Here is a 25,847-nt window from a genome sequence, read left to right as displayed (position 1 = left end):
GACGATAAGCCGCGAGTAATTGGCGGTTCAGGGGCGGCTCAGCGCTCGGTCGAGGTTCGCGGCGGCACAGTCTTATCAGCCGCGTGCAAGCTCGCACACTGAAGCCGGGATAATCGCAAAGCCGGTGACGCGCAAAGCCTTAGCCTTACTTGGCGCCTCGCCAAAGCCAAAATCAGCCGCGCCGCCGTCACTGTCACTGCGACGTATTTTTCTCGCCGCCCTTCTTCCCGCCCTTGAACATCGCGCGGCACGCCGGGCTCAGTTCATCAACGTGCTGCTTCATGCAGGCGGTGATCTTGTCTTCGTTGGGAATGTCGGCGGCGCAAAAATGCATGGCGTCGCCGCGGCAGGCCTTGGTCTGCTCGTCTCGGCTGGCAGCGTTCGCGGTGGCAGCGGAGCCCAGTGCAATCAGGCTGGCGGCAAACAGGGCATAGGTTCGTTTCATGGCGGTTCCGGGATCGCAAAAGTCGGTACTGGCCATACAGCAGAAACCGGGCCCGATCAATGCGCTCACCGGCCGAACTTCAAAAACGCCATACGTCGGTTAACGCGCGATCCGGCTGAGCGTCATGCCGCGTCCCGCATAGAAACGCGTCATGGTGTCGAACGGCAGATACACGTCCGCCTGATGCGGCGCGATGCCCGAGGGATTGTGAAACCACACGCCATCGCGGCCGCGTCCGTGCAGCAGGATCAGATGACCGCCCTGGCGCTGATTGGGCCGGTCGGGATAACGGATCTCGGGGCTCACGGACACGATTGCCAGCGTCTCGGCGTTCAGGCGCGCGGCGATGTCCTCGAGCGGCGCCCGCGGCAGCACGTCGACCCGAACGCCGAACGCGCCGGCCACCCAATCGCCAAACGGCCGGTAGATCAAGCCGTCGACGCCGCCATCCTCGCGCACGCGGTACACGCCTTGCCGCAACGCCTGGTCGAGCAGCGCGGCGCGCGGCGCGTGGTCGATGCGCCAATAGTCGAGCGCCGACTCGAGGCATGTCAGGCCGCACAGGCGCTTGGCCCAGAAGCGGTAACGCTCGGGGTCGGAGAAGCCGCTGCGCTGCCAGCCGGGATCGTCGCACGGGTCGCCATGCTGCTCGACAATCCGGCCGACCCACTCGGGACTGCCCCATTGCGTGTAGTACGGCACGCCGGCGTGGCGCAGAAACGGTTCGTTCATTGGCGGTGTTTGGGGTTGGTTGGGGTTGGTCGAACGGCGCGGTTTTACAGCATGCTGCGAGGCCGCTGCATCGTGCCGTCGAAGAAACGCTGCAAACGGAACGCCGACAGATCGAGCGACGCCTCGCCGCCGTCGTTCAATTCCGCGAGCAGTTTGCCGACGATCGGCCCCATCGCGAAACCGTGGCCGCAAAAACCGGTGGCGATGGTCAAGCCGCTGACCTGCGGCGGCGCGTCGATCACCGGAATGCCGTCGGGCAGCACGTCGATCAGGCCGGCCCACGATTCGACCACCTGCGCATCTTTCAACGCCGGGAACAAGGCGCGCAGTTTTTTCAACGCACGCGGCGCGTGGCCCACGTTCGGCTGCGGATGCGGGTCACGCGGATGCAGCACGCGCTCGTGTTTCGGCACGCCGCCCGGCAAACGCTCGCGCAGATCACGCAGGCTCGCGCCGTTCAGATGGAAGCTGAACTTCTCGCGCTGCGCCCACAACTCCGGCAAGAACCACTTGAGCGCGCGGAAATGGCCGAGCGTCATGTCGACGTCGACCTGCATGTCGTCGGCGAGATTGATCGCGCCGTTCGCGCGCTGCCGCACGCCGAGGCCGTGGCCCCAGAACGTCGATGCGGTGATGCGCGGCAGCGGATTGGTGCGCATGCAGGTGCCGCGCACCGCCTGCTGCGGCAGTTCGAGCCCGAGCGTTTTGAGCAGACGCCAGCTGCTCGCGCCGGCCGCGCAGATGAAGCGCGAGGTGCGCAGCGTGCCGCGCTCGGTGACCACGCCGGCAATCGCGCCGCCCGCGCGTTCGACGCCGGTCACGCCGCAGCCTTCGAAGAACAGTGCGCCGGCTTCCCTCGCCCGCGCCGCGAAGGCGGCCGCGGCGCGGCGCGGCTCCGCCTGGCCGTCGCTCGGCGTGTAGAGGCCGCCGAGCGCGGGCGCGTGCATGCCGGTCACGACCGTGTCGATCTGCTTGCGATCGAGCGTGCGCGTGTCGAGGCCGTGTTGACGCGCGACGTCCATCCATTGCTGGAAGGAGGCCCAGTCCTCCTCGCCGGCCGCGACGTAGAGACAGCCGCCCTGACGCCATTCGAGATCGAAATTCAACTCGCTCTCGAGTTTTTTCCACAGCGGGATGCCGGCCATCATCAGCGGCACCTCGGCGGACTCACGGCCCTGCTGGCGCACGAATCCCCATGCCCGCGACGACTGCTGCCCGGCGATCCGCGATTTGTCGAGCACGACCACTGAGAGGCCGCGGCGCGCCAGATAGTAGGCGGCCGCGCAGCCCATGATGCCGGCGCCGGCAATCACGACATCGGCATGTTTCGGGAAAGCCTGGTCGGCGGAAGTGAGGTTCGCGTGCAGCGGGTAAGTCGTGGTCATCGAACAGGCGGGTTTTAAGTGTGGGCGTAATCTTCGCAGGCGGCCCGATTGTCCGCAATGCCCGTGTGGCCGACGGCCGGCGATAGAGGCGCGGGTAAGCGCTTGCGCAGCGGTGCTCACGCCCTTTCATGCCCGTTCGCGCCCGTTTGCACCGTTTATTCGCCACACAGATATCTGCATTTTATTCGCCAAACAGATAGTCGCAAAATATGCGTCACACGAATATTTGACAAATATTCGTGTGACGCATAAAATGCGTTTATTCGTGTCGCGGATAATCTGCCATGCTTCACCTCATCGCCACGCCGGACCAGATAGCCCAGGTGCTTGCCGCCAGCCGGCGGCAAGCCGGCCTCACCCAGGCCGAGGCGGCCGCGCGCATCGGCGTCAGCCAGAGCCGTATTTCGGCATTCGAAACCGACGCCGCCGCCCTCACCCTCGCACAATTGCTGGCCTTGTGCGGCGTCTACGGTCTGCAATTGCAACTGCTCGACAAGAGCCAGACGTTGCCCGGCCCCACACCGTTGATCGAGTGGTGAGCATGGGTCGCCAAACTCACTCACGCGCGTTATCGGTATGGGCCAATGGCGAGAGGGTCGGCGTCTGGCGCCTGCCCGCTCGCGGGCCCACGGAGTTCGCCTACGATCCTGCGTGGGTCGCCTCGCCGGCGGGACGGCCGCTGTCGCTGTCGTTGCCGTTCACGCCGGGCAATCTGGCACAAAAAGGCCCGCGCGTTCTCAACTATTTCGACAACCTGCTGCCCGACAGCGAGGCGATCCGAAAGCGCATCGCCCAACGCTACCAGACCGAGACGCTCGATGCGTTCGATCTGCTGCAAGCCATCGGCCGCGACTGCGTGGGCGCCGTCCAGCTGCTCGCCGAAGACGACGTGCCGCAAGGCGTCGAGCAAATCGACGGCACGCCGCTCACTGACAGCGAAATCGAGATCATGCTGGCGCGCACGGTCGGCAACCCCGCGCTCGGCGCACCAGACCAGACGGACGATTTCCGCATCTCGCTCGCCGGCGCGCAGGAAAAAACCGCGCTCCTGTGGCACGACGGCAAGTGGCAGCGGCCGCATGGCGCCACGCCCACCACGCACATTTTCAAGCTGCCGCTCGGCCTTGTGGGCAACAAGCTCGCCGACCTCAGCACCTCGGTCGAAAACGAGTGGCTCTGTTTGCGGATTCTGCGCGCCTACGGCCTGCCGGTCGCCAACACGGAGATCATGACGTTCGGCAAACAGCGCGTATTGAGCGTCGAGCGCTTCGACCGGCAAATGCATTCGAGCGGGCAATGGCTGCTGCGTCTGCCGCAGGAAGATTTCTGCCAGGTGTACGGCGTGCCGTCGCATCGCAAATACGAAAACGAAGGCGGCCCTGGCGTGCTCGACCTCGCGCGGATTCTGCAGCAATCGGTCGAGGCGCGGCAGGACATCGAGACGCTTCTGGCGAGCCAGATTCTGTTCTGGATGCTGGCGGCGCCGGACGGCCACGCCAAGAACTTCAGCATCCGCCTGCTCGCGGGTGGCCACTACCGGCTCACGCCGCTTTACGACGTGATGTCGATCTGGCCGGTGGAAGGCAGCGGCCCGAACCAGTGGTCATGGTTCAAGGCGCGGCTCGCCATGGGTATGTGGTCGCGCAGCAAGCACGACGCGTTTCGCGACGTGCAGCGGCGCCACTTCAACACCATGGCGCTGAAGTGCTCGTATGGCGCTAACGCGGAACCGCTGATCCAGCGGTTGATCGAACAGACGCCCGGCGTGATCGAGCGGGTCTCCGCGGAATTGCCCGAACGTTTTCCGGCCAAGGTCGCCGAACGGATTTTCAAAGGCCTGAAAAACTCGGCGGCGAAGCTCGGCACGATGTCTGCTGGCTAGACTGTTTAGGGCGAGTGGCATCGCGTGACATATTTCTCTTCAGATACGGCGAGGTTTCATCGGTAAAATACATTGATGCTTAATGCATAAAAAGATCGCCAAACCGGTCCGTTTCGACTCTTGCATTGACGGGCCCGACGGCGGTCGTACAAAACGACAGACTGCGATACTTTTTACGGTACATTTGCTGTCCCCTGCGACGCCGCGTCCGCTGCGCATTGCATGTGCATGGCCGCGCCGCGCCTGTCCGTATCGCACTCCCCAGTACCCTTTAAGACGGCGGATTCTCACGCAGTATGGCCAACGAAACACACTCACCCGACTCCATCGCAGTCGCCGAGCGCGTGCGCGAGTTGATGAGCCGGCACGGAATCGGCAAACGCCAGCAGACCACGGAACTGTGCCGCATCCTCGATCTGAGTTTTTCACAGGGACACCGCAAATTGCGCGGCAACAGCCCGTGGACGCTCTCGCAAATCAAGAAGGTCGCCGAGGTGTTCGGCGAACCGGCCGCGCAGCTATTCGGCGCGCAATCGCTCGATCCGGGCATGGTCGGCGCGATCGCCCAGGAAGCCGTGTTCAGCATCGGCGCGATCGAACTGGCTTGCACGGCCTGGGTCGGCGCCGCGCTCGAAGCGGGCAGCCGCCCGGAATTCGTCGCGTATTCCAGGCTCGGTCAATGGCGCGTGGCGCGCCACGACGGCACGCTGTATCAAAGCGCGTACGAGGTCCACAAGATCGAGATCTATCCGCGCCGCGCCGAAACCGACAAGCCGACCATTGCGGTCGTCGACGACGATCAGGCGAGCGCCGACAACCTGCGCGACTATCTGGAGCGCAGCGGCTTCGCGGCGGTCGCGATCTACGGACTCGCGGCCTTTGCCGACCAACTGCAAACCCAGGTGTTCGACGGCGTCGTGATCGACTGGCTGTTCGGCGCGCAGACCTCGGCGGCTGCGATTCGCGCGGTGCGCGCCTCGGAAAATCCGGACGCGCCGATCTTCGTGCTGACCGGTGAATTGCTGACCGGCAAGGCCAGCGAATCGGAGATCAGCCAGGTGATCCGCAATTACGACGTCGCGTGCTATGAAAAGCCCGCGCGCATGGCGATCCTGGTCGCCGATCTGTCGAAGCGGCTGAACCGGCCTTAAGCGGATCCACCCGCGCCGGCAAACGGCTGAAGGCGTGTGCTCAGGTTGATGCCCACCTTCGCCCGGCCGCCCACGCTGCGCATCACACCGTATGCCGCGAAGCCAACGCCCGCTGCAACGCGCTGCGGAGCTCCTCGTAATGTACCGGCTTTAATAACGCGTCGAAGAACGGCTGCGAGCCGCTTTCTCCCTCTTCCGCCTTTCCGGCCGCTTCCGGCTCCGGCGCATACGCGCTGACCACGATCACCGGCACACCAGCGGACGGCCCGCCCCGCGCGGCGAAGTCCGCGAGAAACGCATAGCCGTCGCGCTCGGGCATATGCAGATCGAGCAACACTACGTCGCAGCGGCGCGTGTCGAGCCAGGCGAGCGCCTCGTCGGCATTGGCGACCGCGTGCGCGTCGAAATTCATATGCGCGACCATTTCGCTGAGCGACTCGCGAATCAGGCGGTTGTCGTCGACGATCAGCACGCACGGACGCGCGCCGTCTGGCTCGGCTCGCGCCGCCACGCCCTGCGGCTGCGCGGCGGCGACCGGCGTGACCGGAATCGTCACGGTGAAGCTGGTGCCCTCGCCGACCTTGCTCGCCACCTCGACGGTGCCGCCGAACAGCTTGACCAGTCCTTGCACGATGGTCAGGCCCATGCCCGCGCCTTCGAAGCGCCGCGTGCGCGACGCGTCCAGCTGGGTGAACTCCTGGAAGATCAGCGGAATCTGCGCGTGCGGCACGCCCGGCCCCGTATCGCTGACGACGAAGACCAGCAGCGCCGGCCGCTGCCGCAACTGCACGCGCACGGTGCCGGTTTCGGTGTAGCGGATCGCGTTGGTGACGAGGTTGTTGACGATCTGGCGAATGCGGTGCGGATCGGAATCGACGAGCCCGCTCATGCCGCCCGCGTCGCTCTCCAGTTGCAAACCGCGCGCGGCGGCCGCCATCGCGTGCTCATCGACGATCGACGCCAGCAGTTCGCGCGGCTCGAAATGCTCGTAACGCAATTCGAGCTTGCCGGCACCGAGGCGCGCGTAGTCCGTCAGATCCTTCATCTGCGCTTCCAGATGCCGGCCCGCGGTTTCGAGCCGCTGGATCACCTTGCGGTCCGCTTCGGAGTGGTAGTTGAAGCCCAGCAATTCGATCGACGACACGATCGCATGCAACGGCGTGCGCAGCTCGTGGCTGATCATGCCGAGAAACGCGTCCTTGGCGTGACTCGCCTCGCGCGCGGCGCGGCTCGCCTGGTGCTCGGCTTCGAGCGCCGCGTGCTGCTGATGCATCAGGCGCGTGCGGCGCCGGCCGTTCAACACGAGCAACAGCGTCGCCGCCGCCGACAGCAACAGCAGCACCAGGCCACCGGCGAACAGCATGCGGCGTTTGTTGATGAAGTCGCGGTTCATCGCCTCGCGATCGGCGACGTCGGCAAACCGGCGGCTCAGCGCGAGATCGTTGACCTCGTTCCAGTGCTGGCGCAGTTGCACGACGATCCGGTTGGCCTGGCTGCGGTCTTTCGGCAGCGCGTCGACTTCAGGTTCGATGCCGTCCAGTAATTGATCGAGCGAATGGATTTCGTCCAGTTGCCGTTGCAGGAGAGAAAGCTGCGTAGTCAACCGGCGAGTGGAACCGGCCATCACGTGCAACTTGGATTGCAGCAACTGATAGCGCAGCATCAGCCGCTGGTAGTCGTCGTCGACGCCCGACTGATACAGCAGCAGTTGATTTTCGAAGCGCGCATAGGCGATTTGCAGTTGCGCGGCGTCCCAGTAGAAGCCGTCGTACGAGCCGGTCAACTGCTCGGTGGCGCGCGGGTTCAGCAGATTCGCGTACAAGAGATAGCCGATCGCGCCGACCGGCGCAGCGAGCGCGGTCAGCCAGATCAGCACGTAGAACGCACGGCGCCACGGGTGGCGCATTATTTGACGATGAGTGCCTTGATCTGCCATACGAATTTCGAATCGCCCGAAGCGCCCGCGAGTTCATCCGGGAACGCATCGCGCGGATAGATAAGAAACAGCGGCCCGAAGTCGCTGATCTTCAGACGCCGGCCGTTCATGCCGTACGCAACCACCACGCCGTAGCGATCGCAGTCCGACACCGGAATGGTGTAGGTATAGTCGTCGAGCGTATGGATCTCGACCTGGCTGCCATTGGCGCCGACTGTCTTCAGAATATCCGCCAGCAACGGTCCTGTGAAGGTGGAACGCGGGGTCCACGTGGTCGAGGTCGTAATCGAATGGGCCGGCAGCGCGAGCAGTTGAGCCTCGGTGAAGTGGTAAGTCTTGTGCGCGGCGTCGGTAGTCTTGCCGATCTTGCCTTGCACGTCGAGCGATAAAGGCTCCGGCGCCGGCTGAGCCTGCGCGTTCCAGGCGGCTAGCGCGAGCACGAGGCCCGCGGCCCAGCGCGCGCCCGTAACGGCGCGTTGTCGGTCATTCACCCTGGCGGTCGACTTGGTCATGTGCTTTTTTATTCCGTTATCTATTCTTCTTGCGGGCGGCCTGGTCCGTGCCGGCCCGCCACCCCTTGGCCCGTGTTTCTTGTCCCCCGCGCCGGCCGCGGTCTCGCGTCGCGCATCGGGTTGCCGCGCGTCACCCCGACGCGCGATCTTTGAACCGCATGCATAATATCGCCAAAATTCTTTGTCTCAAAAACGGGGGCTCGTGGCCGCGCGCCGCTTGCCGCTCCCGCGTCAGAGACGCCCGCCCCACACGCGCCACGCGACGCCCTACGAGTCATGAACAAGCCGGTTTTGCCCCTGACGTACGAACAACTCGACCACTGGATCGAATCGCTGCAGCCTGCCTTGCTGGCCGAGCGCTTCGCGATGGCGATCGGCATTCTGCGCGGCGGCGCGCCGCTCGCGCTGATGGTCTCGCACGCCGTCGGCACGCCGGTCGCCTTTCTGCGCTACGACCGCCTGACGCGCACCGTGGCATGGGATTCGACGCTGCCCATCCCGCCCGCGGACTCGACCGTGCTGCTGTGCGAGGACATCGCCGGGCGTGGTTTTACGCTGACCGATTGCATTGCGTTTCTTCAGCAGCAGGGCCTCGTGGTCAGGACGCTGACCGGCGCCGTCGACGAGTTGAGCCGCACGCAACCCGACTATGCAATCGACGCGCGCGGCTACTTCGCGTTGTTTCCCTGGGAGCGCCAGGCGTACACCGAGCGTTATCGCGACGACTGGGCGCGCGTCGAATCAGGCGCCGCGCCCGCGATGGCCGGCGATCACGAATACGCCACCTACGCGATCGACCTCGACGGCATTCTGCTGCCCGACGTGCCGCTCGCGCGTTACGACGAAGATCTCGCCGCCGCGCTTGCCGAACGCGATGCGCTGCTGCCGTTCGAGGAACTGCCGGACATCGACTTGCAACAGGTTCGCACGATCATCACCGGCCGGCCGGAGCTGGATCGCGCGCGCACCGAAGTGTGGCTCGCGCGGCACGGTTTCGGCCATCTGCAACTGGTGATGCGCACGCCCGACACGCACGATGAAAGTCCCGCCGGCAGCGCCGCGCACAAAGCCGCGGCCGCATTGCGCGGCGGCGTCACGCATTTCATCGAGAGCGATCCGGTGCAGGCGCTGCTGATCGCACAGCAAGCGCCGCTCTTGCGGGTGATCTGGTGGGACGCGCACACGCAAACCGGCATGCTGGTCGGCGCGCGCGCGTGGACGTGACCCGCGCGTCAGGGCGCTAGACTTCTTTCGCTTCCTTTACTTCGCGGCTCTCCTTGCCGTCGCGCAAATGCAGATGCCGCGCGGCGCGCTGCGACGCGACGACGATCAGCTTCATGGTCGCGCGCGTGGCGCCGACGAACAGCTTGCGCGCGATGCGTTCGTCGAAAGTCGCGAAGTCGATCTCCGTAAAAATCACGCACGGCGCCGCCTGCCCTTTGAAGCGGTAGATCGACTCGAACAGCACGTCGCCCTCGCGGTACTCCGGGTTGCCGAACAGATCGTACTTGCCGGTGAAACTGCGCAGCCGATGCGGCCCGAGGTGATCCAGCGCGCTCATCGCCGAACCTTCGCGTCCGCGAAACGACAGCACCACGATGTCCTGCTTGCGAAAGCCGAGCGAGAGCGCCTGCGTGATCGCGCGCTTGGTGGCCTCGATGCTGCCTTCGGCGGCGTTCGCTTCGTCGTAGATCGAGAGCGAGATGTCGGAGCCGTCGAACGGGCTGCCCGACGCGAGCGCGGCGGCGACCGGAACCGAAGCGCCGACCACGTCGCGCACATAATCGAGAATGTCGCGCGGACTGCGATAGTTGGTGGTTTCCTTCAGCGTGGTCCAGCCCGGTAGCGCGACGGGCTCACGCATATACAGATTCTGCAGCGGATCTTCGAGCCACCACCACGCGGCGTTCGGGCGCAACAGACGCTCGAGCGCCGCCACCCACGGCTGCTGGAAATCCTGCCCTTCGTCGACGATCAGCACGTCGAATTGCCAGCGCGGATCGATCGGTGTGTCGGCGAACGTGGTTTCGAGCTGATCGAAGACATCGCCCGCCTGAAAATCCGGTGCGCGGCCCGCGTCGCGCGCGATCCAGTCGCAGAGCTGGTGATAGTTCGCCACCTTCGCTTCGGGCGGCGCGACTCGCGCGATGTGATCCGCCAGTGGCCGGTTGAAGCACACGTATAGCGGCGTCTGGCCGCGCGCCACCGCGTCCTTCATCACTTGCACCGCGAGTTGCGTCTTGCCCGAGCCGGCCGTGCCAATCACGCGCAGCCGGAACGGCGCGAATTCGAGCCGCCGCGCCCAGGTCGCGAGACCGCCCGCGAGACGCGTGACGAGCGTGCCCGCCTGGCCGACCAGCGCGCTGGCGTCGGGCGTGAGCGCCAGTTCGTCGGCGAGAAAGTGATGGATTTTCGGCGCGCAGGCTAGACGTGGTTCGTCGGCCGGCAAGGCTTCGCGGATGATCGCCGCCAGCCGGTCTTTACGCGTTGCATCGACGATCCGCGCGGGGTTCACGCCAGCGATCGCCGCGTCCTTGACGATGTGGTCCGGGCAATACAGCAATTCCTCGACGAAATACGTGCCCGCGCCGAACGCGGCGGTAAAGCGCCGATGCAGACTTTCGATGGTGTGCGCGAGCGCGATCGCCACGTTGCGCTCGGTTTGCAGATAGACCTTGACGAGCCCTTTCGGCGTTTCGCGCAGAAAGCCGGTTTTCTGTTCGACGATCATCACACGTCCGGCCGGGCTGACGATCACGAAGTCGGCTTCGCCGAACACCGAGAAGTTCTGGTTCAGGCGCGTCCAGTGCACGCCGTGATAAACGGTGTAGCCATCGGGCAGCGTCTCTTCCAGCAACGCCAGCGTTTCGCGTTCGCGGGCCGCCGCGCCGGTCGCGGCGAGGCTCTTCCAGTCGTCGGGAACAATGCGGGCCATGCGTGCCTCGTCGGATTCGGGTGGGCTCATTGTACGCAACGCGCGCGCATCGCCGAATGCCTGGGGGGGGCGTCGTTTTCGGACGTGCCCGCCGCCATGTTTCAGGCGGCCGGTTGCGGCGCCGCGGCGCGCAAGATCGCGCTCATCGTGTATCGTTACTGGCTGAACGCCGCGCGAAGGGTGCGGCTTGCCAACGTAAAAATAAGGATTTACCGGATGATTACGATCTGGGGACGCGCCAATTCGGTCAACGTCCAGAAAGTGTTGTGGTGCTGCGATGAGCTGGTGCTGCCATACGACCGTATCGACGCGGGACTGCAATTCGGCCGTAACAACGAGGCCGGCTATCTCGCCATGAACCCGACCGGCAAGATCCCGACGCTGGTCGACGACGACTTCGTGCTGTGGGAATCGAATTCGATCCTGCGCTATCTGGTGATGCAGTACGGCGAAGCCAGCCTGCTGTATCCGGCGGAGCCGAAAGCGCGCGCCAGCATCGACCGCTGGCTGGACTGGTCGTTGTCCACGCTGCAGCCCGCCGAGCGTCCGGTGTTCTGGGCGCTGGTGCGCACGCCCGCCGCCGGGCGCGACGCTGCCAAACTCGCTACCGACTTCGACGCCGTCACCACGCTGTGGCGCATGCTGGACACGCATCTGCAAGGGCGCTTCTTCCTCGAAGGCGAGAAGTTTACGCTCGCCGACATCGTGATCGGCGCGTACGCCAAACGGTGGTTCGGGCTCGACGGCGTGACGCGCCCGCCGCTGCCGAATCTGGAACGCTGGTATTCGCGTATTGCGACGCGCACGGGGTTCAAGAAGTACGTGGATTTCCCGCTGACCTGAGCCGTCAGGCCGCGCGTGGTCCGTGCTCCCGCCACGCGCCCGACGGTCCGATCATGCGATGCATGGCCCAAAGCGGCGCCTGACGAATGGCGCGCCGGCACAGCGAGACGCGATGGCCTTTATAATCGACGCATGAAGACCGCCAAGCCCGCCGCGACCGCCGACAAAGCCACCTCCGCCGCCTCCGCTCACTCACATGAGCCGGGGCACACGCACGGCGTTTCGCAGGAAGCCGCACTCACACTCGCGGAAGAATATTGCCGCGAACGCGGCGAAAAACTCACGCCGATCCGCCGCAAAGTGCTCGAATTGCTGCTGAATTCCGGGCGCGCCACCAAAGCGTATTCGCTGCTCGACGAGATGCGCCAGATCCATCCCGGCTCGGCGCCGCCCACGGTGTACCGGGCGTTGGACTTTCTGCTCTCGGCGGGGCTCGTGCATCGGATCGAATCGATCAACGCCTTCACCGTCTGCCACGATCTGACGCAATGCCAGCACGGCATCCTGGTGGTGTGCCAGCAATGCGGCAACGTCACCGAATTGCATCAGCCGAAACTGCGCCAGGCGCTGGTCGCGCAAATCGAAGATTCGGGCTACCGTCTCGCGAGCGATGAAATCGAATTGAAGGGATTGTGTGCGGCCTGTCAGGCGCTGGAAGCCGCGGCGTCGAGCAATGAGCCGGGCGCACCCGTCGCCGTCAAGTGACTTCGACGTTCGGCGACGATCGCGAAACGCACTCATGCCTGCTCTGCCATCAAGCACGGCATCTGAAGATCCGGCGTCTCGCGGCGCGGCTGTCACGCGGCGCCGCGAATTTGTCGGTTAAATCGAAGCGCTAGATCAGCCCGCTAAGTTAGACCGCTAAGTCAGCCCGCTGCGCGAGCGTCGATCGCGTCGTGCAGGAGTGTCACGAGATCTTCGGGCAAAGCCGGCTTGGTCATGAAATGCTGGAAGCCTTCGCCGATGCTGCGCAGGCGATAAGCGTCGTCAGTGTGGCCGGTGAGCGCCACCGCAACCGAGGGCGGGTGGTCGCCGCGAATCTCGTGATCGCGCAAGCGCTGGATCAGGTAGAAACCGTCCATGGCAGGCAGTTCCAGGTCGCACACCACGGCGTCGGGCAACAATCGCAGCGCCGCCTCCACGCCCTCTTCCGCATCCGCCACCGCGACGACATGCGCACCTTCTGCTTCGAGTAATAAGGTCAACGATTCCCGGCTGTCCGGGTCGTCTTCTACGAGCACGATCGTGGCCTGATCGAGTCTCAATGCTCCGTTCATTTTGCGTTGTTGCTCTAAAAAACCGGTTAGGCCGTCCGACTTGGCCAACGTTTCACCTTGCTGCTTGCCGCCGATTTGCGCGGCTGCACTATTGCTGTTCATGGTTCCGACTCGATTTCATGCGCGGAGTTGCAACCAGGCCCAAGATTGTAAAGCATGGCCCGGGCGCCGACGCGCGCGCACAGTAACGCGCCAAAATTGCACGCCGATGAAAAACCGGCCATCGGCGCCACAGTCACGGCTCTCCGATGCCGACCCGATTCGCCGAGGCTGCTCGCGCAAAACCCCGTTCGCACGACCTTCCCGCCTGACGTCTCTTTTCCCATTCCCGTTCGTGTGCGATGCAGGCAGCCTGATTGATGCTGCCTGCATTCACATCCACACCAGCAGTAGCACGTTGCGTGCCTCGTTTGTTTCGGCATCATACGAATGCGCCGCGCGCGTAGATTGGCTGTGCTCGTTGCGTGCGGCGCTAGTATCGTGTGCGCGAGACGCATCGACATTTGCGTCGCTGCGGCACCGCGCGGCATGCGGTTGCCATGACCCGTTTGCGCTACCAACCTTGAGGCCGTCCGACACCATGTCCGATCTCGACTCCGCCACGCTCGAAGCACTCCGCCGAGTCAGCACCGCTACGCTGACTACCCAACTATTCAAGCGCGGCTTGCGCAATACATTCATGCAAGGCGTCGCGCCGCTCGCCGCGCACAGCGGCGCGAATCTGGTTGGGCCGGCGTTCACGCTGCGCAACATTCCATCGCGTGAAGACATCGACGTGCTCGAACTGTTTGCCGATCCCGAGTACGCGCAGCGCAAGTGTGTCGAAACGATTCCGGCCGGCCATGTGCTCGTGCAGGATTGCCGCGGCGAGCGCGGCAGCGCGTCGTTCGGTTCGATCCTGACGCAACGCTTGCAGGTTCGCGGCGTGGCGGGCATGGTGTCCGACGGCCCGGTGCGCGACAGCACGACGATCGCCGCACTTGGCATTCCCGTGTTCTGCGCGGGGGCGAGCGCGCCGCCCAATCTGATTCGCCATCACGCGGTGGATATCAATGTGCCGATCGGCTGTGGCGGTGTCGCGGTGTTTCCAGGCGACGTGATCGTCGGCGACGCGGACGGTGTGGTGGTGATTCCGCTCAAGATGGCGGCGGAGGTTGCGCAAGCCGCTGCCGAACAGGAGCAACTCGAAGTGTTTCTGACCGAGCGGATTCGCGACGGCGCCGCCTTGCCAGGGACTTATCCGCCGAACGAAGCGACCAAAGCCGCTTATGAGGCGTGGAAAGAAAAGCGGAAAGCGTGAGACGGTGTACCGCAGCGATGGACTATGGTTTGGTGGTCGTTCACGCCCGCGAGGCGCAGGTACGGTTCAGAGAGCGTCGCCGGCCGTCAACCGGCCTTCTTCGGACCAATGCCCTGCACCAGCAAAGCCACCGCATGCCGCGCGATTTCCGCGCCGCCGATATTGCGGCGAAGCGGATCGTTGCACCACAGCTTCGACGTGGCCAGCGGCAAAATCGTCAGCCCAAGTAACGTGACGAAGACGAGCGCGGGCTCCAGCTCCGCGTTCAGCCGCCCTTCCTTCTGCCACCGGGCAATGGCCGACAGCGACGCCTTCTGATGCGCATTGCCGAAGCGCTCGTGCATGCGCTGGCGCAACAGGCCGCCGTCGCTGATCACTTCGCGCACCCACAGCGACGGAAACCACGGATGCTCGGCGGCCACCTGCACCAGCCGCTGCGCGAGTTGCGTGATGGCCGCCACCGGGTCGTCGGGATTTTCCTGGAAAGGCACGCCTAGCCCCGCGCGCAACGGCGCGAAACGTTCGTCGATCAACACGTCGAGCAGTTGATCGCGCGTCTTGAAGTAGTAATGCATCATCGCCGGCGTAAAACCGGCCTCGCGGGCAATCTCCCCAAGCGTGGTGTCGACGATGCCCTGCCGCGCGAACAGCACGAGCGCGGCGTCGAGCAGGCGGTTGCGCTGCTCCGGTCCGCGCGCGGCGCCGGAAGGTCTGCCCGGACGCCGCGTGGGCGCGGCCTCCGGTTTTATCGTCGCTACGCCTTCGCGGGCTTCGGCACCCCGCCCAAGCGTGGAACGCGCCTTGCGGACTTTCACGGCAGCCGTATCAGGCAGCGTGCTTTTCACCTTTCGATCGTCGGATGGAATCCTTGCCATTGCGCTCAATTTGACTGATGATGCGATGTCGCATATATTAATCTCCGAATTAATTAATTTCAACCCGTGACGCCATGGACCAATCGACCACGACACGCCCCGCCGAACTGACGCAGCCGCACGCGCAGGCAACCGCGCCCGCCCACGCAGCCGATCACCCGCCGATCCGCCTGCTGTTTCCGGCGCTGCTGCTGGTCATGCTGCTCGCCGCGCTCGATCAGACCATCGTTTCGACCGCGCTGCCCACTATCGTCGGCGAACTGGGCGGCCTCAATAATCTCTCATGGGTGGTGACGGCCTACCTGCTCAGCTCGACCATCGTCGTGCCGCTGTACGGCAAATTCGGCGATCTGTTCGGCCGCAAGATCGTTCTGCAGACGGCGATCATCGTGTTCCTGGTCGGCTCGGCGTTGTGCGGCGTCGCGCAGGACATGACGCAGCTCATCGTGCTGCGCGCGCTGCAAGGCCTCGGCGGCGGCGGCTTGCTGGTGGTGACGATGGCCGCCATCGCCGATGTGATTCCGCCCGCTGAACGCGGCCGCTATCAGGGCGTGTTCGGCGGCGTGTTCGGTCTGGCAACCGTGATCGGCCCGCTGCTCGGCGGCTTTCTCGTCGAGCATCTCTCGTGGCGCTGGATCTTCTACATCAATCTGCCGCTCGGCATCATCTCGCTTGTCGTGATCGGCGCGGTCTTCAAGCCGCACGTTCGCCAGGTGAAGCACACCATCGACTACATGGGCGCCGCGTTCCTCGCCGGCGCCCTCACCTGCATCATCCTGTTCACGAGCCAGGGCGGCACGATCCTGCCGTGGTCGTCGCCGCAACTCTGGTTCACGCTGGGCATGGGGCTCGTGGCGATCTGGGGTTTTATCCACGAAGAACGCAGCGCGGTCGAACCGATCATGCCGCTCGAACTCTTCAGACAGCGCACGTTTTTGCTGAGCAGTTTGATCGGCTTCATCATCGGCGTGTCGCTGTTCGGCTCGGTGACGTTCCTGCCGTTGTATTTGCAGGTGGTCAAAGGCTCGACGCCATCGGAAGCCGGCATGCAGATGCTGCCGATGATGGGCGGTCTGTTCCTGATGTCGATGGTGACCGGCCGGATCATCAGCAAGATCGGCAAGTACCGCATGTTCCCGATCGCGGGCACGTTTCTCGTAGCGGTGGCGATGCTGCTGCTCGCACGCCTGCAGATCAGCACGCCGATTCATGTGATGTATATCGACATGGGCATTCTCGGCTGCGGCCTCGGGATGGTGATGCAGGTGCTGATTCTCGCGGTGCAGAACACCGTCGAGTTCAAGCATATGGGCGTGGCCACTTCGGGCGCGACACTGTTCCGCTCGATCGGCGGATCGATCGGCGTGGCCAGCTTCGGCGCCGTGTTTTCCAACGGCCTCGCCGCGCGCCTCGAAAAACTTATTCCGCCCGACACCGAGTTGCCGCACGCGCTCGGCCCTGCCGCGATCCACGCATTACCGCAAGCGTTGCGTGACGATTATCTGCAAGCATTCGCAGGCGCGTTGCACACAGTGTATCTTTCGGCCGCTTGCGTGGTGGTGCTGGCCTTCGCGCTCGCGTGGCTGCTGAAGGATCATCCGCTGCGCAAACATTGACGCTTTTCCCGCTTTCTTCAGGCGCTTAATGCAGGCGCTTGATGCAAGTTAACAACGAGGTCGGACGCCATGCGCGCCGACCTCGTTCTATTTCCGCCTTCCCTCTATTCGTGTGAAAAAACCTCTGCGCCCGTTCGTTCTGCCGACATAGCGGCTATTTTGTCCTACCTGCAAGTGTTCGCTAGCGCACATAAGATAGGTAGCAAAGGCGATTGACGTTCTGATTGAAACCCCACATATTGCAACCAGCGGCAGCGCAAGCGTGGGCTCGCCGCCCAAGACTCTCCGGCGCATGTGGATCGTGATTTCCGCGGACATCGCTCCCGCTTCAACATGATCCGGAACATGCCGTAATGGCATCGTTTTCCAAAGGTGGGTCCACAGCATGTCCACCCAGACACTACTCGGCCACAGTTTTCCGACGCCTTGCAAGCGGTGTGGCGGCGCACTATACCGGCAAGTCGACTATTGCCCCTATTGCGGCGCGGTGCATCCACTCGACGCGGGTCCGCACAAACGCACCGTCATTCCCGGCAGCCGCGCGAGCGCCATGAATAAAGTAGCGCAGAAGAATAGCCTCGACCCGGCGACAGCCGATGAAACCGACCCCACGACGCGTGCCGCGTTTATGGCCGAACCTTCTCATGCCGAGGCAGCGATGCCTGCGTCCGCGCTCGTTGCACAGGACAGGCCAATTCAGCCGCTGCCCGCACTGCCCAATGCGGCAGGTCGCGGCGCAATCTCGCTTCGTAAAATGCTTTATGCCATTGGGGCGGTTGTCGTAATCGGCCTGGCGTATGTCGGATATGCGCTATTCAGCGATCGCGATTTGTCGAGCGGCAATAGCGAGCAGTCCGCCGAAAGTGAAACTACTCAGGATGCCAGAACGACGACCGGCACGATCGGGCTGTATTCGCCGACCCAGTCGGCCAACCAGGCCGGCGCCGTGGGCAAACCCGCCACATCCGTCAATCCGGCGAAGCCGGCCCAGGTGATCCCGGCGATACCAGTCGCGCCGCCGGTGGCCGCTGTGCCCGCCAAGCCCGCGCCGAAGTTCCGCGATGCCGCGCAAGCCGTGCAGGCGGCGCGTCTCGCCTCCCGCGCCAACGACATCTCTACGGCGCAAGCGGCTCTCGGCGTCGCGCAAACCATGCAACCGGGCAATTCCGACGCAGCTGACCTCGCAACAGAATTGATGCCGCTGACCGCCCGCCGCGACGCCGCGTTGCAAGCCGCGCAAACCTGCGCCGCGCAGCAGTCGTGGTCCTGCGCACGCCAGTACGCCAACGAAGCGCTCGCGATCGACACCGGCAGCGACACGGCGAAGTCCATACTCGAGCGCGTGATTCGCGAAACTGGCTGGGCGCCGCTCAACCCGCGTGGCGCGGCGGGGGCGCCGCCACAAGGCAAACCGTCGGCGCAAGCGCCTGCCGCGCCGTCGTCACAGCAGGCGACTCAACTGCAGACTCCACTCCCCAAGGGCATGCCGCCGAACGGCGAAACCGTGGTGGCCGCGCCGCGTGCCACCACTGTGGCGCCCGACGGCAATAGCGTCGAAGCGCGCGAACGCGCCATCAAGGACTCCGGCTGGAAACGTCCGGCGACGAATGCCGCGAAGCCATCTGCCGGCGGTTCACCGAGCCAGTGACAAATAGTTTGGATACCGAATCGCATAACGAATCGGACAGAGAAGCACATGTATCAGCGCGTTTGGTTTGAGAGGTAACAGACGGACGCGGCAGGCGCGACACATAGAACATGACATGGCAATCCGGCTCACTGGTGCTTCACGCACATCGGCGCGCGAAGTCATACGAACCTGACCGATAGGTAGAGAGACCATGCTGAAGAGACTTCTCACGGGATGGCTGGGGCTGGCGTTGATGGTCGTATCTTCGCTGGCCTGCGCGGAGCCGGCGCATTACAAGATCGTCACCGGTCCGGAACGGGGCACGTATATCCAGATCGGCCAGGATCTGTCGAAATGGGTTGCGCCACCAGCGGGCATCGACCTGGAAGTCATGGCGTCGAAGGGCTCGGCTGAAAACGTGCAACGCATGCGCTTCGAGCCGGGGGTAAAACTGGCGCTCGTGCAATCCGACGTGTATCAGGCTTACATCGACATGGCTAACGCCGGCAACGCCGACGCCGGCACGGCGATCCGGCCGCTACGGCTCATCATGCCGCTTTACGACGAGGAAATTAACGTCGTGGTGCGCGCGGACTCACCGCTGAAAACCCTCGCCGATATCAAGGACAAAAGCATTAGCGTCGGCCTGATCGGCAGCGGTACCGCGCAATCGGCCACGACGCTCTATCACCTGATGTTCGGCCAGCCGATTCCCGAGCAGAACATCCAGCATCTGAGCAACGAAGATGCGTTGGCCGCGTTGATCGTGAAGAAAGTGGATGTCGCGATCATCGTAGTCGGACAGCCTGCCAAACTGTTCAACGACATGAATCCCGACCTGTTGCAGCAGATCCGTCTTCTGAGGGCCGATCCGGCCGCTCCCGAAACCATCCGCGCCAAACAAACCTATTTCCCCACCACGATCCGCGCGGCCAGTTATCCGACCTGGCTCAAGGAAGATGTGCCCGCGCTGACCGTCAAAGCCTTTCTCGTCACCTACGACTATGGCCTGCGCGATACCGTCGGCAATCTGAATCATTTTGCCGACTCGCTTTGCGCCAACTTCGACAATCTCCAGGAGCACGGGCATCCGAAATGGAAGCAGGTGAAGCTGGAGTTGCCGCCGCTCGTGCGCGGGTGGAAATACTACTCGCCGGTCGAGAAGCATCTGCGCGCGTGTCTCACGAACAAGAGCGCCGCGATGAGCGCGACGGCGGCACAGCAAGGCACGCCGAAACCGCGCCCAACGTGTACGGATCAGGAGCGCTTGCTTCTGCTGTGCAAGTAAGTTCGTCGCATTGCCGACTTCGTCACGCCCAGCAAGACTGCTTGCGTTGATTGCGAGATGCCCGACGCCCGACGCCCGCGTTCCGCGTTGCGCCGGGCTGAACGCTGTACCGCCCCATTCCTCGGTACAGTTTGGGAGATTTGCACCGATCCGTACCTTAACGTCCATGGCCGGATAGCGGATGCTGTCAATCTCTTCCCGCGCCCGGACTTTCCCGATGGACAAAACGACAAACGGCTGGCTGAGCGGCTTCATAGGGGTGTTGATCTTCAGCGGCTCGTTGCCGGCCACGCGCGTCGCCGTGCAAGGCCTCGACCCGCTGTTCCTGACGGTCGCCCGCGCGTCGATCGCCGGCACGCTCGGGCTGCTGCTCCTGCTCGTATTCCGCCAGGCGCGACCGTCCCGCCGTGATCTGATGCCGCTGGTGATCGTCGCACTCGGCGTGGTAATCGGCTTTCCGCTACTGACGGCGCTGGCGTTGCGCCACGTGAGCGCGGCGCATGCGGTGGTGTTCGTCGGCCTGCTGCCGCTCGCCACGGCGATCTTCGGCGTGCTTCGCGGCGGCGAGCGTCCACAACCGGCTTTCTGGCTGTTCTCGGCGCTCGGCAGCGGCGCGGTGGTGGCGTTTGCCCTTCGTCATGGCCTCGAAGCATCGCCGATCGGCGACGCGCTGATGTTGGCCGCCATCGTCGCATGCGGGCTCGGCTATGCCGAAGGCGCACGTCTGTCGCGCCACCTCGGCGGCTGGCAGGTGATCTCGTGGGCGCTCGTGCTGTCGCTGCCGCTCATGCTGCCGCTCGCGGTATGGACACGGCCCGTGTCGTTCGACGGCGTCAGCCAGGCGTCGCTCTGGGGTCTCGCCTATGTGTCGCTCTTCAGCATGCTGATCGGTTTCGTGTTCTGGTATCGCGGCCTCGCGCTCGGCGGCATTGCGGGCGTCGGGCAGTTGCAGTTGCTGCAGCCGTTCTTCGGCCTGCTGCTCGCGGGACTGCTGCTGCACGAGGAGGTGCCGCCCGCGATGATTCTGGTTACCGTCGTCGTGGTGGGCTGCGTGGCGGGCGCGCGGCACTTCTCGCGCGCGGCGCCGGCACGGCCGGCTGTCTGATGCGTGTGCAGCGGGCGTCATGCAGGCTTGTCGCCTGCGTATCGTCAGCATGGCATCGCCGTCATTGCGCTGAGCACGCACGCGCACTCGCAGGCGAGCGCCTGGCGTATCACCCGCATGCGCCGCAGCGATTTTCGAGGCCGCGCGGCGCGGGCGGCCGGTTGAATATGTCATCATTCCCATGATCGATAACCACCCAGCGCCGCGATTACGATGCCGACCGCTTTCGCTCAAACCGTCGAAGCCCGCTTTGCCGAACTCACGCCCACTTCCAAACGCGTCGCCAGCTACATGCTGGCCAACCTCGACCGGCTCGGCCTCGAAACCGCCGACCAGATCGCGCAGCAAGCCGGCACGAGCGGCATCTCGGTCGGCCGCTTCCTGCGCAGCATCGGCTATCAGAATCTCGACGACCTGAAGCGCGAACTGCGCGGCGCTCAGGAACGTCCGTGGCTGATCACGGACCGGCTCGATGCATTCCGCCGCGCCGCCGGCCAGCACGATGAAGCCTCGCCGGACGCCGATTCGCCTGCCGAGCCCAACCCCGCCCTCGCCCATTCGCTCGAACTCGAAATCGGCGCGATCCAGCACGTCTACCAGCTCGCGCAATCGCCGGTATTCGCGCGCGTGGCCGAACGCATCTCGAACGCGGATGCCGTCTACATTCTCGGCATTCAGTCCACGCGCGGCATCAGCAACGCGTTCTACAGCTACCTCGAATACATTCGTCCGCGCGTGTTCTATTCCGACGGCATGTCGGGCTCGTACGTCGATTCGCTGAACTCGGGCTCCGAATCGCCTTATCTGATCGTGACCGACACGCGCGCTTACTCGAAGGTCGCGCGCCGCTATTGCGAAGCCGCCACGCGCCGCGGCCTGCCGTTCGCGCTCATCACCGACATTTACTGTCCGTGGGCGCGCGAATTCGACGGCGATCTGCTGCAGGTGAAAACCGACGTCGGCCAGTTCTGGGATTCGCTCGCGCCGCTCACCTGTCTCTTCAATCTGCTCATCTCGGCGATCGTCGAAAGACTCGGACCGCGTATCGACGAACGCGTCGCGCGCAACCGGGAACTGCAAAGCGAATTTGATCAGTTCGATGACCTTTGATGCGCGCCGGGTGCTTCGCATCTGTGACCGGTTATCGACTCATCGAAATCACGCCAGCCTCAGATGGCGCGGATATCGAGGTCATATACGCCAACGCGCAAGCTCAGCGGCAAACCGATCTACAAGGCCACGCGCTGCCGCCGATCGACACCAGCGCGAGCGGGCCGCTGGGCCTGATGTGACCGATCGACTGTCGGGAAAACGGGTATCCTCACCGGCTCGTTCAGAAGGAGGGTCCATGAAGTTTTCAATTTGCCTAACGGTTGCCGCTCTGACGGTCTCTGCCGGCGCATACGCCCAGACCGCGCAAACCTTCCGCTTCGGCGAGGGCCAAAGCTCGCTGCCGTCGGGTCACGCACAGCCCACGCCCGCGCCTCGCGCGCAGGCTCAACAGGGGCCGGACTCGCAGCAATCCGCCGAACAGCATGCGTCGATGTCCGAGGCCAGGCCGAAACATAAGGCCAGGTATCACCGGCATCATCGTGGGCATGTGACGCAGCCGGATACTTACTCGCATAGTTGAGCGATGCCTGGCGGGTGAGCGTGGTGCGCGTCGTCTTCGCTCGCGCTAGTGATTGCTGAAGCACGCCTGTTCGCGCGTATGGGCCAACGCTGAAAACCCGCCATACGTCGTGGCGATTTTTGACTCGCTTCAAATTCGCGCGCGCGGCGGGCATAGTAAAACGTATCCGCCGATTTATCGCCACGACAGGAACACGTATGAGCATCACGCACGCCGCGCCCGCCGCTTCCGGATCGACGAACACCGCCGTCCCGCTGATCCGCGACGCCACCGAAGCCGATCTTCCGGCCATTCAGGCGATCTACGCCCACCACGTGCTGACCGGCGTCGCCTCGTTCGAGGAAACCCCGCCCTCCGTCGATGACTTGCGCACGCGGCTCGCGTCGGTGCGCAGCCACGGGTTGCCTTACATGGTGGCGGAGATCGACGGCGAAGTCGCCGGCTATTGCTATGCGACGCCTTACCGGCCGCGCGCCGCGTATCGCAACACCATCGAAGATTCGATCTACGTGAACGACGCCTATCGCGGCCGAGGTCTGGGACGCGTGCTGCTCCAGGCGCTGATCGAGCGCTGCGAAACCGGTCCGTGGCGTCAGATGGTCGCCGTGATCGCGGACGGCGGCAGCGGCGGTTCGCTGTCGCTGCATACGCAGCTGGGTTTCGAATTGACGGGCACCTTGAAGGCGGTGGGCTTCAAACACGGCCGCTGGCTCGACACGACGCTGATGCAGCGCACGCTCGGCAAGGGTGATTCGAGCGTGCCGGACGACTTGTCGGCAGGACGCGATTGAAGCGCTGCGGGCTTCTATCCGTCCAAGCGCTGGCTGCACGACTTCGCGGTGCAGGCGACCGGCCAGTCGCTTGAGCGCACGCTCCGGCACTGAGGCACTGAGGCACCTAGGTACCTAGGCACCTAGGCGCTGAAGCACTGCGGCATTGCACTCTGCTTCAACGCCCTGAACGACTTACCGTCCCACACTCCAGTCCGTGCTCGCGCAGCAATCGCCCGCATCACGCGGCGGCGTTGGCAGCCGCGCGCATCGCCGCGTTAAAATCCCTTCCATGCCCAACACGCCGCCCCCTGTCCCGCCCTTGTCCGCCGACTCGCACGACACCGCCGGCGCCACGCCGCGCAACGAATACACCGTCGACGAACTCGCGCGCGTCACCGACACCACCGTGCGCAACGTACGCGCGTATCAGGACCGCGGCCTGCTCGCGCCCCCGGAAAAACGCGGCCGTGTCGGCGTGTACGACGACACGCATGCTTCGCGTCTCAAGCTAATCAACCATCTGCTCGCACGCGGCTATACGCTCGCGAACATCCAGGATCTGATCATGGCCGTCGACGAAGGCCACGATCTGCGCTCCATCCTCGGCCTGGAAACGGCGATCGGCGGCCGCTGGTCGCGCGAACGGCCGAAAAAATACTCGCTGATCGAACTGCTGCACGTGTTCGGCGACAAGGCTTCGCCGAGCGCGCTCGGCAAGGCGGTCGACCTCGGTCTGCTGGAGCGCGACGGTCTCTCATTCGTGTCGGGCAGCCCGACGGCGCTGGCCGCCGGCGCGACCATGGCGAAGGAAGGCATTCCGCTTGCCGACCTGCTCGACGCCGTCGGCATCGCGCGGCCGCATTTCAACGCGGTCGCCAAAGCGCTGGTCGATCTCGTGGTCCGCCAACTGGACCGCTACGACGCCGACGCGCTGCCGCCGCCCGCCGACGTGCCGGCTCTCGTCGACGCCATCTGGCGCGTGCGGCCGCTCGCGATGGTGCTGGTGGAAAGCGAAATGAACCGGGCGCTCGAAGAAGCTTCGGGCGATTACCTCGGCGACCGCGTCGCAGCTATCATGGAAAAGAAATTGAAGCATCCTGCCGAAGGCGCCGCGGCCGCGACAAAGAAAGGCAAAACGAAGAAGTAGTCTGCGCGCGTAGTCTCGCTCTCACCTTCGCGTCGATCTACGCCCGCGTCCATGCCTTCGCCCCCACTCCTGCTTTTACGCACGCCCGCTAGCGCGCGCTAGCTGGACATCCCGGAACCGCACGATGTTCCGCCGCGCGTCATATTCAAATCTGCATTGCTTCGTTTGAACGGCGTGACGTCCATGCGACGATCCCCGAACGTCGCCGCAACGCGTTTTCTGCCGCCTCCGCGAGTCCGCGCCGTGCTTTTGGCGGACCCGAACGACGCCCGCAGACAACCCGCGGCGGCCACACCAATCGAACGCAATGGAGATTCGCAGGATGGTCCATCACGCCCGTTATTCGCTTCAACTCGCCGCCGCCTTGCTTGCGGCATTCACCACCTTGAGCGCCACCGCGCAGACCGGCGGCAACGGCGGCGAGCCGGCCAAGGTACTGCGCCTCGGCTATCAGAAATCAGGCCTGCTTGCGATACTCAAAGCGCAAGGCTCGCTTGACGAAAAACTCAAACCGCTCGGCTACAGCATCAAGTGGTTCGAATTCCCTGCCGGACCGCAACTGCTCGAAGCGTTGAACGCGAACAGCATCGACTTTGGCTACACAGGCGCGCCACCTCCGGTGTTCGCTCAAGCGAGCGGCGTGCGCTTCGTGTACGTCGGCGCCGAGCCTTCGGGAAGCCACGCCGAAGCGATCCTCGTCAAAAGCGACTCGCCGCTGCATAGCGTGGCCGATCTGAAAGGCAAACGCGTCGCGCTGCAAAAAGGCTCGAGTTCGAACTATCTGATACTCGAAGCGCTCAAGAAAGCGGGCCTGCGCTACGAGGATATTCGTCCGGTGTATCTGCCGCCCGCCGACGCGCGCGCCGCCTTCGAAAGCGGCAGCGTCGATGCATGGGTGATCTGGGATCCGTACTACGCGTCCGCGCAGCAGGCGCTGAAGGCGCGCACGCTGGCCGACTACGCCGAACTCAACGCCCCGTACAACTTCTACGAAGCGACGCGCGACTTCGCGCAGCAGCATCCCGACGTGATCGGCGCGATTCTCGGACAGTTGCGCACCGCCGGGCTGTGGGTCAACGCGCATCCGGTGGAAACCGCCGCGCTGATCGCGCCGAAGGTCGGTCTCGATGAGAAGCTGGTCGAAACATGGGTGCGCCGCTATCCGTATGGCACCACCGCCGTCACGGACGAGATCGTGCGCTCGCAGCAAATAGTCGCCGATGCGTTCTATGGCGCCAATCTGATCCCGGCGAAAATCACTGTTAAAGACAGCGTCTGGCAAAACCGCGAAGTCGCGTCGGCTCTCGCCGCGAAGTAGCTGGCGGCGACCCTCCGAGCCTAGAGGCGGGCGTCTAACCGCCCGCTTGCGTCATCTATTACCA

General features: G+C 64.3%; 25 protein-coding genes. 17 read left to right on the top strand and 8 right to left on the bottom strand.

The features are described from left to right. Nucleotides 1–193: 193 nt before the first annotated feature. The 3 genes from ACFSNN_RS27845 to ACFSNN_RS27835 all read right to left on the bottom strand — a co-directional run bounded on the left by ACFSNN_RS27845 (nucleotide 194) and on the right by ACFSNN_RS27835 (nucleotide 2,562). The gene (locus tag ACFSNN_RS27845; protein ID WP_134465076.1) at nucleotides 194–445 is read right to left on the bottom strand and encodes a hypothetical protein; all 252 of its coding nucleotides are present in this window, start codon (nucleotides 443–445) and stop codon (nucleotides 194–196) included. A gap of 99 nt (nucleotides 446–544) precedes the next feature. Further along, the gene (locus tag ACFSNN_RS27840; protein ID WP_134465077.1) at nucleotides 545–1,177 is read right to left on the bottom strand and encodes a C39 family peptidase; all 633 of its coding nucleotides are present in this window, start codon (nucleotides 1,175–1,177) and stop codon (nucleotides 545–547) included. 44 nt (nucleotides 1,178–1,221) lie between these two features. Continuing rightward, complete coding sequence (locus ACFSNN_RS27835; RefSeq protein ID WP_134465078.1) at nucleotides 1,222–2,562, bottom strand: NAD(P)/FAD-dependent oxidoreductase; 1,341 nt, start codon at nucleotides 2,560–2,562, stop codon at nucleotides 1,222–1,224. 284 nt (nucleotides 2,563–2,846) lie between these two features. Here ACFSNN_RS27835 and ACFSNN_RS27830 point away from each other — a divergent pair, with 284 nt between their 5' ends. The 3 genes from ACFSNN_RS27830 (at nucleotide 2,847) to ACFSNN_RS27820 (ending at nucleotide 5,595) form a co-directional block, all read left to right on the top strand. After that, nucleotides 2,847–3,101 carry a helix-turn-helix domain-containing protein gene (locus ACFSNN_RS27830; RefSeq protein ID WP_012426778.1) on the top strand — a complete coding sequence of 85 codons (255 nt, stop codon included), beginning with the start codon at nucleotides 2,847–2,849 and terminating at the stop codon, nucleotides 3,099–3,101. A 2-nt stretch (nucleotides 3,102–3,103) separates the two neighbouring features. Continuing rightward, nucleotides 3,104–4,444 carry a type II toxin-antitoxin system HipA family toxin gene (locus tag ACFSNN_RS27825; RefSeq protein ID WP_134465079.1) on the top strand — a complete coding sequence of 447 codons (1,341 nt, stop codon included), beginning with the start codon at nucleotides 3,104–3,106 and terminating at the stop codon, nucleotides 4,442–4,444. A 296-nt stretch (nucleotides 4,445–4,740) separates the two neighbouring features. Next, nucleotides 4,741–5,595 (top strand): helix-turn-helix domain-containing protein, encoded by an 855-nt coding sequence (locus tag ACFSNN_RS27820; protein WP_012426776.1) that lies wholly within the window; start codon nucleotides 4,741–4,743, stop codon nucleotides 5,593–5,595. A gap of 82 nt (nucleotides 5,596–5,677) precedes the next feature. On the opposite strand, the gene ACFSNN_RS27815 is transcribed toward ACFSNN_RS27820, so the two are convergent. Continuing rightward, nucleotides 5,678–7,531 carry an ATP-binding protein gene (locus ACFSNN_RS27815; RefSeq protein WP_134465080.1) on the bottom strand — a complete coding sequence of 618 codons (1,854 nt, stop codon included), beginning with the start codon at nucleotides 7,529–7,531 and terminating at the stop codon, nucleotides 5,678–5,680. Next, nucleotides 7,501–8,043: a putative pterin-binding protein gene (locus ACFSNN_RS27810; protein WP_134465081.1), complete on the bottom strand. Its 543-nt coding sequence runs from the start codon at nucleotides 8,041–8,043 to the stop codon at nucleotides 7,501–7,503. The genes ACFSNN_RS27815 and ACFSNN_RS27810 overlap by 31 nt, the downstream gene beginning before the upstream one ends. Before the next feature lie 276 nt (nucleotides 8,044–8,319). Here ACFSNN_RS27810 and ACFSNN_RS27805 point away from each other — a divergent pair, with 276 nt between their 5' ends. After that, nucleotides 8,320–9,267, top strand: a complete 948-nt coding sequence (locus tag ACFSNN_RS27805) for a phosphoribosyltransferase (RefSeq protein WP_134465082.1) — start codon at nucleotides 8,320–8,322, stop codon at nucleotides 9,265–9,267. Between the two features lie 16 nt (nucleotides 9,268–9,283). Here ACFSNN_RS27805 and ACFSNN_RS27800 read toward each other — a convergent pair whose 3' ends face one another. After that, a complete protein-coding gene (locus ACFSNN_RS27800; protein WP_134465083.1) occupies nucleotides 9,284–10,978 on the bottom strand; it encodes an ATP-binding domain-containing protein in 1,695 nt (564 codons plus the stop codon). A gap of 216 nt (nucleotides 10,979–11,194) precedes the next feature. On the opposite strand from ACFSNN_RS27800, the gene ACFSNN_RS27795 reads away from it, so the two are divergent. Then, nucleotides 11,195–11,821 (top strand): glutathione S-transferase family protein, encoded by a 627-nt coding sequence (locus tag ACFSNN_RS27795; RefSeq protein ID WP_134465632.1) that lies wholly within the window; start codon nucleotides 11,195–11,197, stop codon nucleotides 11,819–11,821. 132 nt (nucleotides 11,822–11,953) lie between these two features. After that, entirely contained in the window at nucleotides 11,954–12,526 is a 573-nt protein-coding gene (locus tag ACFSNN_RS27790) for a Fur family transcriptional regulator (RefSeq protein WP_134465084.1), read from the top strand. 161 nt (nucleotides 12,527–12,687) lie between these two features. Here ACFSNN_RS27790 and ACFSNN_RS27785 read toward each other — a convergent pair whose 3' ends face one another. Further along, nucleotides 12,688–13,200 carry a response regulator gene (locus tag ACFSNN_RS27785; protein WP_106311694.1) on the bottom strand — a complete coding sequence of 171 codons (513 nt, stop codon included), beginning with the start codon at nucleotides 13,198–13,200 and terminating at the stop codon, nucleotides 12,688–12,690. A 478-nt stretch (nucleotides 13,201–13,678) separates the two neighbouring features. Between ACFSNN_RS27785 and ACFSNN_RS27780 the strand changes: the two genes are divergently transcribed. Further along, nucleotides 13,679–14,398, top strand: a complete 720-nt coding sequence (locus tag ACFSNN_RS27780; protein ID WP_012426768.1) for a ribonuclease activity regulator RraA — start codon at nucleotides 13,679–13,681, stop codon at nucleotides 14,396–14,398. Nucleotides 14,399–14,484: 86 nt separating this feature from the next. On the opposite strand, the gene ACFSNN_RS27775 is transcribed toward ACFSNN_RS27780, so the two are convergent. After that, on the bottom strand, nucleotides 14,485–15,273 hold the full coding sequence (locus ACFSNN_RS27775) for a TetR/AcrR family transcriptional regulator (RefSeq protein WP_134465086.1): 789 nt from the start codon (nucleotides 15,271–15,273) through the stop codon (nucleotides 14,485–14,487). A 74-nt stretch (nucleotides 15,274–15,347) separates the two neighbouring features. Here ACFSNN_RS27775 and ACFSNN_RS27770 point away from each other — a divergent pair, with 74 nt between their 5' ends. The 10 genes from ACFSNN_RS27770 (at nucleotide 15,348) to ACFSNN_RS27725 (ending at nucleotide 25,783) form a co-directional block, all read left to right on the top strand. Further along, the gene (locus ACFSNN_RS27770) at nucleotides 15,348–16,889 is read left to right on the top strand and encodes an MDR family MFS transporter (RefSeq protein WP_208949593.1); all 1,542 of its coding nucleotides are present in this window, start codon (nucleotides 15,348–15,350) and stop codon (nucleotides 16,887–16,889) included. Nucleotides 16,890–17,274: 385 nt separating this feature from the next. Next, complete coding sequence (locus ACFSNN_RS27765; RefSeq protein WP_134465087.1) at nucleotides 17,275–18,537, top strand: zinc ribbon domain-containing protein; 1,263 nt, start codon at nucleotides 17,275–17,277, stop codon at nucleotides 18,535–18,537. Between the two features lie 193 nt (nucleotides 18,538–18,730). Next, nucleotides 18,731–19,807, top strand: a complete 1,077-nt coding sequence (locus tag ACFSNN_RS27760) for a TAXI family TRAP transporter solute-binding subunit (RefSeq protein WP_134465088.1) — start codon at nucleotides 18,731–18,733, stop codon at nucleotides 19,805–19,807. Nucleotides 19,808–20,024: 217 nt separating this feature from the next. Further along, entirely contained in the window at nucleotides 20,025–20,912 is an 888-nt protein-coding gene (locus tag ACFSNN_RS27755; protein WP_134465089.1) for a DMT family transporter, read from the top strand. 213 nt (nucleotides 20,913–21,125) lie between these two features. After that, nucleotides 21,126–22,022, top strand: coding sequence for a sap1 transcriptional regulator SapR (gene sapR, locus ACFSNN_RS27750; RefSeq protein ID WP_134465090.1), 897 nt, complete (start codon nucleotides 21,126–21,128; stop codon nucleotides 22,020–22,022). 23 nt (nucleotides 22,023–22,045) lie between these two features. After that, nucleotides 22,046–22,204: a hypothetical protein gene (locus ACFSNN_RS27745; RefSeq protein WP_166799380.1), complete on the top strand. Its 159-nt coding sequence runs from the start codon at nucleotides 22,046–22,048 to the stop codon at nucleotides 22,202–22,204. 56 nt (nucleotides 22,205–22,260) lie between these two features. Next, nucleotides 22,261–22,545 (top strand): hypothetical protein, encoded by a 285-nt coding sequence (locus ACFSNN_RS27740; RefSeq protein ID WP_134465091.1) that lies wholly within the window; start codon nucleotides 22,261–22,263, stop codon nucleotides 22,543–22,545. Between the two features lie 197 nt (nucleotides 22,546–22,742). Next, nucleotides 22,743–23,336 carry a GNAT family N-acetyltransferase gene (locus ACFSNN_RS27735; RefSeq protein ID WP_134465092.1) on the top strand — a complete coding sequence of 198 codons (594 nt, stop codon included), beginning with the start codon at nucleotides 22,743–22,745 and terminating at the stop codon, nucleotides 23,334–23,336. Between the two features lie 271 nt (nucleotides 23,337–23,607). Further along, nucleotides 23,608–24,465 carry a MerR family transcriptional regulator gene (locus ACFSNN_RS27730; RefSeq protein WP_134465093.1) on the top strand — a complete coding sequence of 286 codons (858 nt, stop codon included), beginning with the start codon at nucleotides 23,608–23,610 and terminating at the stop codon, nucleotides 24,463–24,465. A gap of 322 nt (nucleotides 24,466–24,787) precedes the next feature. Continuing rightward, entirely contained in the window at nucleotides 24,788–25,783 is a 996-nt protein-coding gene (locus tag ACFSNN_RS27725; protein WP_134465094.1) for a sulfonate ABC transporter substrate-binding protein, read from the top strand. Nucleotides 25,784–25,847 lie beyond the last annotated feature (64 nt).

It is taken from the genome of Paraburkholderia dipogonis (assembly GCF_042680985.1).
Lineage (GTDB): Bacteria > Pseudomonadota > Gammaproteobacteria > Burkholderiales > Burkholderiaceae > Paraburkholderia > Paraburkholderia phytofirmans.
This window is presented reverse-complemented; position numbering and strand designations above follow the sequence as displayed.